The sequence below is a fragment of the Leptolyngbya sp. FACHB-36 genome, from assembly GCF_014695955.1.
Lineage (GTDB): Bacteria > Cyanobacteriota > Cyanobacteriia > Leptolyngbyales > Leptolyngbyaceae > FACHB-36.
In genome coordinates this window covers 1-10,467 of the sequence record NZ_JACJPG010000281.1, presented here as the reverse complement: position 1 = coordinate 10,467, position 10,467 = coordinate 1, and the positions used below count along the sequence as shown (strand labels likewise).

Annotated in this window: 11 protein-coding genes; 3 read left to right on the top strand and 8 right to left on the bottom strand. The window is 54.7% G+C overall.

The genetic code is table 11. From position 1 onward, the window contains the following. Positions 1-68: 68 nt before the first annotated feature. Positions 69-1,052 (bottom strand): GntR family transcriptional regulator, encoded by a 984-nt coding sequence (locus tag H6F43_RS07430; RefSeq protein ID WP_190342163.1) that lies wholly within the window; start codon positions 1,050-1,052, stop codon positions 69-71. Between the two features lie 257 nt (positions 1,053-1,309). On the opposite strand from H6F43_RS07430, the gene H6F43_RS07425 reads away from it, so the two are divergent. Next, positions 1,310-2,053, top strand: coding sequence for a dienelactone hydrolase family protein (locus H6F43_RS07425; protein ID WP_190342166.1), 744 nt, complete (start codon positions 1,310-1,312; stop codon positions 2,051-2,053). On the opposite strand, the gene H6F43_RS07420 is transcribed toward H6F43_RS07425, so the two are convergent. From H6F43_RS07420 to H6F43_RS07410, 3 genes are all read right to left on the bottom strand, one after another. Then, complete coding sequence (locus tag H6F43_RS07420; protein ID WP_190342161.1) at positions 2,050-3,345, bottom strand: glucose-1-phosphate adenylyltransferase; 1,296 nt, start codon at positions 3,343-3,345, stop codon at positions 2,050-2,052. The genes H6F43_RS07425 and H6F43_RS07420 overlap by 4 nt on opposite strands. Before the next feature lie 198 nt (positions 3,346-3,543). Continuing rightward, the gene (locus tag H6F43_RS07415; protein ID WP_190342165.1) at positions 3,544-4,905 is read right to left on the bottom strand and encodes an FAD-binding oxidoreductase; all 1,362 of its coding nucleotides are present in this window, start codon (positions 4,903-4,905) and stop codon (positions 3,544-3,546) included. Positions 4,906-5,115: 210 nt separating this feature from the next. Continuing rightward, positions 5,116-5,616 carry a hypothetical protein gene (locus H6F43_RS07410; RefSeq protein ID WP_190342159.1) on the bottom strand — a complete coding sequence of 167 codons (501 nt, stop codon included), beginning with the start codon at positions 5,614-5,616 and terminating at the stop codon, positions 5,116-5,118. Between the two features lie 173 nt (positions 5,617-5,789). On the opposite strand from H6F43_RS07410, the gene apcD reads away from it, so the two are divergent. After that, positions 5,790-6,275: an allophycocyanin subunit alpha-B gene (gene apcD / locus H6F43_RS07405; protein WP_190342157.1), complete on the top strand. Its 486-nt coding sequence runs from the start codon at positions 5,790-5,792 to the stop codon at positions 6,273-6,275. 237 nt (positions 6,276-6,512) lie between these two features. Here apcD and H6F43_RS07400 read toward each other — a convergent pair whose 3' ends face one another. Together H6F43_RS07400 and H6F43_RS07395 are read right to left on the bottom strand one after the other, a co-directional pair. Next, the gene (locus H6F43_RS07400) at positions 6,513-7,412 is read right to left on the bottom strand and encodes an ABC transporter permease (RefSeq protein ID WP_190342155.1); all 900 of its coding nucleotides are present in this window, start codon (positions 7,410-7,412) and stop codon (positions 6,513-6,515) included. Positions 7,413-7,481: 69 nt separating this feature from the next. Further along, a complete protein-coding gene (locus H6F43_RS07395) occupies positions 7,482-7,934 on the bottom strand; it encodes a response regulator (RefSeq protein WP_347272381.1) in 453 nt (150 codons plus the stop codon). A gap of 177 nt (positions 7,935-8,111) precedes the next feature. Here H6F43_RS07395 and H6F43_RS07390 point away from each other — a divergent pair, with 177 nt between their 5' ends. Continuing rightward, a complete protein-coding gene (locus H6F43_RS07390) occupies positions 8,112-8,624 on the top strand; it encodes a VOC family protein (RefSeq protein ID WP_190342153.1) in 513 nt (170 codons plus the stop codon). A 104-nt stretch (positions 8,625-8,728) separates the two neighbouring features. Here the strand turns inward: H6F43_RS07390 and H6F43_RS07385 are convergent, their stop codons facing one another. Beyond that, a complete protein-coding gene (locus H6F43_RS07385; RefSeq protein ID WP_190342151.1) occupies positions 8,729-9,412 on the bottom strand; it encodes an isochorismatase family protein in 684 nt (227 codons plus the stop codon). Between the two features lie 77 nt (positions 9,413-9,489). Continuing rightward, on the bottom strand, positions 9,490-10,467 hold a 978-nt coding region (locus H6F43_RS07380), incomplete at its 5' end, for a formamidase (RefSeq protein WP_190342149.1).

The following is a 10,467-nucleotide window of genomic DNA, read 5'->3' as shown; positions in this document are numbered from 1 at the left end:
GTTAATCAACCTTCTGGAAGCAGAGCGCCAGCAGCTAGTTTAGCTGAAGCGAATCGCGATTCAGTCGGCTACTCCAAACCCAACTCTCGCTTTAGCAACTCGATCGACTTACTCACAATAAAGTTCTCGCAGCAGATGATCTGCGGTGGTCGGATCAGATCCTCTCTAGCAGCAAGAATCGCCGCTTTAACAGTGCTACAACTTGCTTGGTCGCTAATAATCGTTTGGGCGCTCCGCACGATCGCGCCTAGCTTATAGGTGTCACCCAACTGACAGGTCATGATCAGCAAATCCTCACCGCGCAAGCTGTGAATAATCACCTCAGCAACGCCAACGGTTCCGGAACTCAGGCTGACAAGACCGAGGCAGCTTCCTTTAGGTAGGCGGCTAACCAGCTTGAGTTCGTTGTCAAAATCATAGATGTCAACCGGAATGACCCGCACCGATTTGGGAGCCGCGATCGCTTCGGCTTGAGCGATGAAATAGCGACTGGTCACAACGGTGCCAGAGCGAGTTTGGTCCAATATCTGACTTAACTCCTCCATCGGCACAAGCTGAACAGGAATATTTAGCGCCCGCTCCAGTTCGCGCACAATTACCTCCCCCGCCTCAATATCGTGGTTGGGAGCCGTAACCAGCACTTGAGCGCTACAGCGTAGCCGCCAGTCGATTTCTGCCAAAAATAGCTCTCTGGCTTGGTTGAGCGAGCAGCCCAGCTTCAGCAACTCATCCAGGCTAGACTGGACAACTTTATAGGCGTCGGGATGCTGCTCCAGAATGGGAGATTTGACCTTTGAGCCGCCGTCTTGAACCTGATCGCGGACGTAAATTCCTGACCCTGCTTGCGCATCGACAACGCCTGCTTCTTCAAGTTGGCGGTAGACTTTGCTGATGGTGTTGCGGTGTAGACCCGTTTGCATTGCCAACTGGCGAGTGCTAGGCAAGCGGTGTCCGGGCGGAAACTGGCGCGAGGCGATCGCAAACAAAACTTGGTTGTAGAGTTGCGTCGATGCGGGAATGTCACTGTCCGCCTGAATGTGAAATTGAACCATGATGTTATCTCCAGGCTCCCCAAACGCTACGGGCGATTCTGGCCTGCTCCCTGACCAAGAGCATTATGCTGCCTTTACTGCCAAAAAATGCATAGTTCAGTCCAAGCTATCCGGTTTACGTTCAGAATTCCCTCGCCCACTCCTAAATTCTACTGCTGTCTAAAGGCTGCAACCTGAACGCTGCAACATCCGTTCCCATATTGACAGGTGACGATGAAATTGTGGAACCTAAGCAGTGGCGAATTCAGCAAATCAGCATGACAGACCCTGCAATTCGGACTTCATGGGTTCAGGTGCCGAACGGCATCTCCATTGATGCCTACCTAGCAGAGCCGACTGAGGGAAGTTCTCTGCCCGCGATCGTCGTGATTCAAGAAATTTTTGGCGTCAACGCTCACATTCGTGACGTCACCGAGCGAATTGCGAGAGAAGGCTATGTGGCGATCGCGCCTGCAATCTTTCAGCGCACTGCTCCGGGCTTCGAGGTTGGCTACAGCCAGGAAGAAACGAGGCTGGGCAGGAAGTACAAAGACCTGACAACCGCTGAAGAATTGCTGAGTGACATTCAAGCCACGATTGCCCATGTGAGAACTCTGCCCAGCATGAACGGAGCGGCAATTGGAACGATCGGCTTTTGCTTCGGTGGGCACGTGGTGTATCTTGCAGCGACGCTGCCCGATGTCCAGGCAACGGCTTCGTTCTATGGAGCGGGCATTGCGACGATGACACCCGGAGGGGGTGCACCCACGATCTCCCGCACCGCAGAAATTAAGGGCACGCTTTACGCCTTCTTTGGCACCCAAGATCCGCTGATTCCAGCTGAGCAGATCGATCAGGTCGAAACGGAGCTGCGGGCGCACTCTGACAAGCACCACGTCTTTCGCTACCCAGCGGGGCACGGCTTTTTCTGCGATCAGCGATCGGACTACAGCTCCAACGCTGCCGCAGACGCCTGGAACCACGTCAGGCAGCTATTTAGAACTTTAGGCGATCAACGCTAGATCACGGTTCCATCCGGGATCACCGACCCCTTCAGAACCACGATAATGCCGCTGCGGATGTAGAAGCCCTGGTTTTCTCGCTCAGCTTCTTCAACGTGGTCCTTATTGATGATCCGCACGTTGCAGCCGATGCGGGCGTTCTTGTCGATGATGGCACGGCGAATCGTCGTATCAACGCCGATTCCCAGAGGCACTTCGGTACTGTGGCAGTCGAGACCAGACTGGCGCTCGGTAAACCCCTCATAGAAGTCAGCGCCCATAATTAGGGTGTCTTCGATCGTGCAGCCTGCTTCAACCCGTGATCGCACACCTAGCACCGAATGCGTCACCGAGCAGTTCTTTAAGATGCAGCCTTCACTGATGATCGTCTCGCGGATTTGGCAGTCGAGCAGCTTGCTCGGCGGCAAAAAGCGCTGACGCGTGTAGATCGGGGCTTTCTCGTCGTAAAAGCTGAAGGGGGGACGCGGCTGCTGGGTCAGCGCCAAGTTAGCCTCGTAAAACGCCTCGATCGTTCCAATGTCCTCCCAGTAGTCATTGAACAGGTACGCCTGCACATTGTAGTCTTTGGCGGAGTTTGGAATAATTTCTTTGCCGAAGTCAGTCTGCTCTGGAATCTGCCTCAGCAGCTTACTCAGCGCCTCTCTCTTGAAGACATAGATTCCCATCGAGGCAATGTAGGGAGACTGCTGAGCCTCTTCTGGCGTCAGTCCCAGAACGGTCGTATTTACCTGCATTGCAGTCAGGGCGTCGCCTTTGGGTTTCTCGCTAAAGTTGACCACCCGACCCGACTCATCAATCTTCATCAAGCCGAAATCCGACGCGCGGCGACCGTCCATCGGCACAACGGAAATTGTGATGTCGGCATTCGTTTCGCGATGCCGCCGGACGAAATCACCGTAATCCATACGGTACAGGTGATCTCCGGACAAAATCAGGTACTCATCTACGTCCCATTCTTCAAGCAGCCACAAATACTGCCGCACGGCATCTGCTGTACCCTGAAACCAATTTGGATTTTCTGGTGTTTGCTGCGCTGCTAGTACTTCGACGAATCCCTCGGTGAATCCAGTGAAGTTGTAGGCACGCGACAAGTGCCGATTCAGAGAGGCAGAATTGAATTGGGTTAGAACGTAAATTTTATAGATTTCGGAGTTGATGCAGTTACTGACCGGAATATCAATTAGCCGGTACTTACCTGCGATCGGTACAGCAGGCTTGGCGCGTAGCTTCGTAAGGGGATATAAGCGGGTGCCAGCACCGCCCCCCAAAATAATGGCTAAGACTCGCTTCACAACAAACCTCCCTCTGCTCCCACCGCTATTGTGAGGTGCGGTGGTTCCATTTGCAAGGGCTAAACGAAAGATGCCGCAAAATCCGGGATCACCGAGCCAATCTAGGCTCAATTGCGGTACTGCTTGGTGTTGTGAAACACATGTCGAGGTTCACAGCGCATTGCTGTTTGCTATTGGTTGAGTCAGCGTAATTAGCGCTCAATGCTGCTCTAACCACGCGCGCATCTTGCCTGGATTCAGCAGACCGTAGGGATCAACCTGCTGTTTAAACCGCAACTGCTCTACATCCACCATTTTCATGCCGCCGTCTTCCAAAATGTATGTGTGCGGATTGAAGATCAGCGCGCCCTGCTCCTCGTGGTAGTGAATGATTGCTTGCAGGCGATCGGGCGTTGTAAACCGAACAATTTGCAGCGCGGCTGGAACCGCTTGTCCGTTCACGCGCAGAAACTCTAGATGCATCATCACTTCATCACCAAAGTGATGATACATGTGCTCCATTAGCGATAGATTCGTGTCGGCTGGGGGAAACAGGGTTTGCAGGTAGGTCAGCGACGGGTCCACACTGCGGGCGTGTAGCGTCGTGTGATTCCACGAGTATTCCACCAGCGTCACGCCTTTGCTGGCGTCCTGCGCCGACTTCTGGTAGCAGAGCGTACCGCCGAATGATTTCACTAATTCCGCAAACGGCTCCAGACAGCACTCCGCTACCAGCACCAAAGCGCAGTGAGCATTGGCAGGAATCGAGTTTCGCAGCGCTGCGAAGTAGGTAGGAATCGGGTCCGCGCAGATGCAGACCAGCTTTTTGATGATGCCGTCGCTGTTGCTGAGTGCCTGCCCGAAGCGAGCAGCAGTCATGAACTCTGGGAAGGCAACGATCGTCTCTGCCCAAGCGTATGCCGGACCCAGCGGAATCTCTAATTCTGTGATGATGCCATTGGTGCCGTAAGCATGCGCCACCTTGTACACATCGTCACCGCGTAGCTCAATAATGCGCGGCTGGTCCTCCATCGTCACGACGCGACAGGCAAGAATGTTGCCGCGATCGCGCAACTGCCCATACGTCACAGACCCAATGCCGCCGCTGCCACCGCCGATAAAGCCGCCCACCGTAGAGGTGCGGTAGGTTGACGGAGCCATGCGAATCTCCCAGCCTGTCTCCCGTGCTTGCCTGTCTAGCGCTGCCAGCTTCACGCCTGCCTCAACGCGGGTCATTCCTGGCTTGATCCACTTGATTGTCTGCATCCGCGTTAGATCCAGAATTACGCCGCCTTGCAGCGGGATGCACTGCCCGTAGTTACCCGTCCCCGCGCCGCGCACCGTCAGTGGCACTCGCTGCCGCACGCACACCTCTGCGACCCGCAGCACCTCTGCCTCACTCGTGGGCCGCACGACGACATCACCGCGCTTTTCGCTCAGGAGTGGCTGCAGCACGGGGCTGAAATGGTAGTAATCCAGCGACAGCTTTGCTAGCTGGGCGGTGTCTGTAATCACGTCTAACCCCGACAGCTCACGTAACAGCGTGTCAAGGTCGATCGGTGAAACCGTAGGTGTCGTCATGTCATCGCCCTCTAGGGAGACTGCTTCAACTACCATACCGTCTCCTGGAAGCCGCGATCGTGCTGTGAGCCAGGTAACAGTTTGGGATGCCGCAATGGTCAACGTCACAAGTAAGGGGTGCAGGTTCGCCCCACACCCCACTCATGCTCTAAACCTTAATGGAACAGTTAACGCCTAAGAACAGCTCTTCCACGTCCACAGCCCGAAGTACTATTTGCGAATGTCTCGCGCCATGTTGCGGAACATGTCCATGCTGGTGTCGGTACGCCGACGTTCAGCCGCTGCGTCTACGTTAGGGGTAGTCGGTGTAGCTGTTTCCGATGCAGCGGTTGTCGGAGTGGGCATCGCGCCGTTCGCTCCGCTTTTCCGCGCCATCATGGCAGAAACCTCTTGCTCAAACCGCTTCTCTTCGGTGCTGCCAGCGGTCTTCGGGAATGATCGCTTCACCAGTTTGGCAGTCCGCATGTATTCCAAGTTGCCATAGGTTTTTGCGTCATCTGAGTCAAGGAAATAAGCGACTGCCTTCTTGACCGCTTCAGGCGCTTTTTTGACCGCTTCGGGCGCTTTTTTGACCGCCTCTGGTGCTTTCTTCACCGCGTCAGATGCGGCATCTGTGATTTGAGATGCTGCATCTCCTACATTCTTTGAGCCAAATAAGCGTTTGAAAAATCCAGCCACGATCGAGTTACCCCAAATGTTACGTTCTGTCACTGATTATAAGGAAACATAATACCTAAATTCAATCTGTTTTGTTGTCCTAACCACTTTTGGCAGGCATTTTGTACTAACTAAGCCTTAAGCTTCGTGAATCGATCGCAGTCGCCTCTTCCGCTGCGTCCCCCAGAGTCGTTAAACTACAGAGTGATATCCACACCGCCATAAATATGAGTGTAGTTAGCCAAGTCATTCTTCAAGCCGACGATGAACTGCGTTACCCAACGTCCGGAGAACTCCGGGGCATGGAGGCGTTTTTTAAGACGGGCATCCAGCGGACTCGGATCGCTGAAACTCTGGGTGTCAATGAAAAAAAGATTGTGCAAGCCGCTAGCAAAGAGCTTTGGAGGAAGCGCCCTGATTTTATCGCCCCCGGTGGCAACGCCTATGGCGACAAACAGCGTGCCCTCTGCCTGCGCGACTACGGTTGGTATCTGCGCCTTGTAACCTACGGAGTGCTGGCAGGTGACAAAGAGCCGATCGAAAAAATTGGATTAATCGGCGTGCGGGAAATGTATAACGCTCTGGGCGTTCCGGTTCCCGGCATGGCAGAAGCCATCCGCTGCCTCAAGGTGGCATCGCTGTCGCTGCTTAGCGAAGAGGATGCTGCCGAAGCCGCTCCCTACTTCGATTACATTGTCCAGGCAATGTCCTAAGACAGCTCCATGCCCTGTACTCCCCGCTTTGAGTGGTGACCGCTGGCAGCGTGGCTAGGGTTGTCACTTGAGGCGGGGAGTGTTTTATCTGATTTTTTTATCTAATTTGTTGACGATTCTTTACAGAACGGCCTCAGTAACTTGGGAGCGCTAATCGCTAGGTAGGCAGTAGCGATTAGGCAATAGGCAATTCAGTGCATCAGTAGACTGAATGATTACCTACTCCTGAGCACTTTTCTAGCGCACGTCGATCTCGGTCGATCGCAGTCGCTGCGTTGGGTTAATCAGCGAATTCAGTCCCTCGCCTAATAGCGACAGTCCCACAACCATTAGCGTCATTGCGAGTCCTGGAAACAGTGTTGTCCACCAGATGCCACCTGTGGCGAGTCCATCCAGCGCTTGACGCAAATCCTGTCCCCACTCCGGTGTTTCTTCGGGCAGTCCCAAGCCCAAAAAGCCTAAGCCACCCAGCGTCAAGATCGCATCCGCCGCATTCAGGGTAAATAGCACCGGGACGCTCTGCACCACATTCAGAAACAGATAGCGCGTCAGAATTGCCCACGTTGAGGCTCCCATCGCTTGCGCCGCCTCAATAAACAGTTCAGTTTTGACGCTGACCGTGTGGTTACGAACGACACGAAAGTACTGGGGAACGTAGGAAATGCTAAGGGCGATCGCCGCATTCAGCACGCCGCGACCCACGACAAACGCCAGCGTTACCGACAGCAGCAGTCCGGGCAGCGTATACAGCGTATCCATAAAAAACAGCAGCACCCGATCCAATCTGCCGCCAATGTAGCCGCTGACCATGCCGAGGGGAACGCCGATCGCTAGACTCAACAGCGTTGCCAGCACCACCACTTGTAATGCCGCCTGAGTACCAAAAATAGTACGAGAGAACACATCGTAGCCAAGCCGCGTCGTTCCGAACCAGTGACGCAGCGATGGGGCAGCGTGCGGCGGATTATCCAAAAACTCAGTTGGGTTTTGCAGCAAACCAATCGACTGTAGCAGCGGCGCAAGCAGCGCCAGACTTACAAACAGGAGAGTGAGGAGCAAACCAACCCGCGTCATCTGCTGCGACAAACTAGGGCGACTCGACGATCGCAGCAGGTTGGGAATTGGAAGGAGCGCCATAGCGGGAAGCAGCGAAGAGAAGCATTCTCTCTATTCTTCCAGGAATCGCGTCAGATGACGTACAGACCGCTACCGATTCTGACTTAGGGTTGTCTGCTCAAACCCCACAGCATCAGATCTGGCAGCATCTAATCCTACAGCATCCGATCCGGCGACAAAGAACTGCACACGTGCCAGCAGTTCGTCCAGATCGATCGGCTTGCGAATGAACCCATTTGCGCCGACCGCCTCGCCACGATCTAGCGCTGATTCGTCGTGCGCAGTAATCAGCACGATCGGCAGCGAGGCAAACCGACTGTTCTGGCGCAGCCGATGAGCAACCTCATACCCGGTCATGTCCGGCATCATCACATCTAGCAGCAACAAATCCGGCGTCGCCTCCTCTACCCTAGCTAGGGCATCTCGACCGCTACTGGCAGCTTCAACGGCATAACCTTCCGCTTCCAGAATGGTTTTAAGCAGAAACAGATTATCTGCTAAGTCATCGACAATTAATATGGACTTTTTCTTCAAGGACAGCACAGCACTAAAATCCTGCGGGTAACTGTGAATAAGCGTAATGAGAAGGCAATTTTAAAGCTGTTTTACTATTTACTGGTATATCTGCGATCGTAAACCTCCAGGCTCACACCTAAGAGAGATTTATCACTTCGGATAGTTTAGCTTCAGCAAGTCTTTACGCACTTTCCAGGCTCGTCTATGGTGATTACCGGATTATTCCATGTCGCGATTAAAACAAATGACCTAGAAGCAACGGTATATTTTTACACCCAGCTTCTAGGATTTCGGCAGGTTCCGCGCCCCAACTTCGGCTATCCTGGCGCATGGCTAGCGTGCAACACGCCCAACGGCGATGCGATCGTCCACATTTATGCGGGCGGTCCCGCGTTAGGAGAAGACGGGCGCGCGCCAGTGGGTTCTGCTGCGATCGATCACCTCTCCCTCACCGCTACGGGGTTTCATCAGTTCCGCCAGCGATTTCAGGAAGCGGGCTTGCCATGGCGTGAGTTCATCGTGCCGGGAACGTCGCTATGGCAATTGTTTGTATACGATCCAAGCGGCGTGCAGCTAGAGCTGACGTTTGAGGCATCGGCAGAGCCAGGACCGCCACCCGATCTGTCTCCTGAACGCACCTATGTAGCAGGCACATCGTTTTTTCAGCCAGAACTCTACCAGCACGTGCGCCCGCAGCCCGTTATTCATCAGCCTTGAGCAAAGGGTCTACTTGCTGTCTTTGAGTGTTGCTCACTAGCGAACACTTGCGCCCTTCGCGGAGGCAAAGGGCGCAAGCTCGGACAGTAACCTTTCTGGACGCCTTACGAATTAATTGCCCGCAGCAGCGCCTCGGAGTCTGCTACTGCACCAAACACCCCGCCCTGCATCTTCACCATCTTGAGGGCGGCAAGGTAGTTTCCATAGTCAGTCGCACCCGTGCAGTCTGACAGCAGCAGGCACTCGTAGCCGCGATCGTTGGCGTCGCGCATCGTCGTGTGCACGCAGACGTCTGTGGTGATTCCCGCTAGCAGGATGTTCTGGATGCCCTTGCGCTTAAGGACCAGATCCAAATCCGTTGCGTAGAACGAGCCTTTTCCGGGCTTGTCGATTACCACTTCTCCAGGGAGCGGTGCCAGTTCTGGAATAATTTCCCAACCAGGTTCTCCCCGCACCAGAATTTTGCCGCAGGGACCTGGATCGCCAATGCCTGCCCCAATTTGCTGCGATCGCCAGCGCTTGTTTTCCGGCAGATCTGACAGATCCGGGCGGTGTCCTTCGCGGGTGTGCATGACGTGAAAGCCCTGTGATCGCATCGCCGTCAGCACTGCCTGAATGGGCGCGATCGGTGCACGAGTCAGCGACAAATCGTAGCCCATCTGGTCTACGTAGCCGCCGTTGCCGCAGAAGTCGATCTGCATATCGATGACCAGAAACACCGTGTTGTCTGGGCGCAAATCACCATTGTAGGGATAGGGATAGGGATCGGCATCTACGTAGCAGCCCACAGAGTATCCTCCAATTGCGAATCGGTAGTGGCGGTTAGCGGAAGGGGGTTAGCGATGACCCATGTCCCTCCTCACATTTACGTCGTTGCGGTTTCCGTCAGCGGCACGCCTTGGTAGGTCCGCGTCGGAGTCGGAAAACCGCAGGATGTGCCATCGGTGTAGACAACCTCGTCTTCCCATGGCAGACGGTAAGCGCCGTTCACCATGTCTTGCATGTAGGTGTAGGGGCAGTCCTGCGCCCCGCCTTTGACGGCGACGTAGCCGCGATGCCCAAACTGGTAAATGTTGTTCTCGACGCTCCAGTGGCGACGGGCTTCCTGCACCAGCTTCGGACGCACCTCGGCAGTGATGATTTCGTTGGGGCGACCGTTGCCCATAACCAGTGGTACCCCGTCGAAGTTGACGATCGCTCCCTCGCCCATCGAGTCGAAGGTGCCGTCGCTGCCGCACATGCACACCGATGCCGTATACATCAAGTTGCAGAAGGCATTTGCCTGATTCGTGATGTGCCACGCATGCCGAATCGGAGCGGTGTAGCCCGCCGTACGGAGCATGATATCGGCTCCTTTGTAGGCACACTCCCGCGCCATTTCTGGGAACATGCCGTCGTGGCAGATGATCAGGGCGATCGTGCTGCCGTTCGGTCCCTCGCACACAGGGATTCCCAAATTTCCTGGCTCCCACGGCTCCACGGGCACCCACGGATGCAGCTTGCGATAATACAGCTTCAGATTTCCGTGGTTGTCCAGAATAATGCCGCTGTTGTAGGGATTCCCGTGGGGATTGAGCTCCATGATCGAGAAGCAACCCCAAATATTGTTTTCTTTGCAAGCCGCGCTGAATGCCGACACTTCCGGTCCATCTAGACGGCACATAATCTCCGGGTTTGTGTCCATCGACAGCCCGTGCAGCGCATATTCTGGAAACACGACGAGATCCATCGTCGGCAGATTGCGCCGCGCTTTGGCAACCATGCCGCAGATGGTTTGCGTTTGTGCCGCAAGATCATCGGGCGTCGCCACTGTGGGCAGTTGCAGTTGCACTAACCCCAGAAC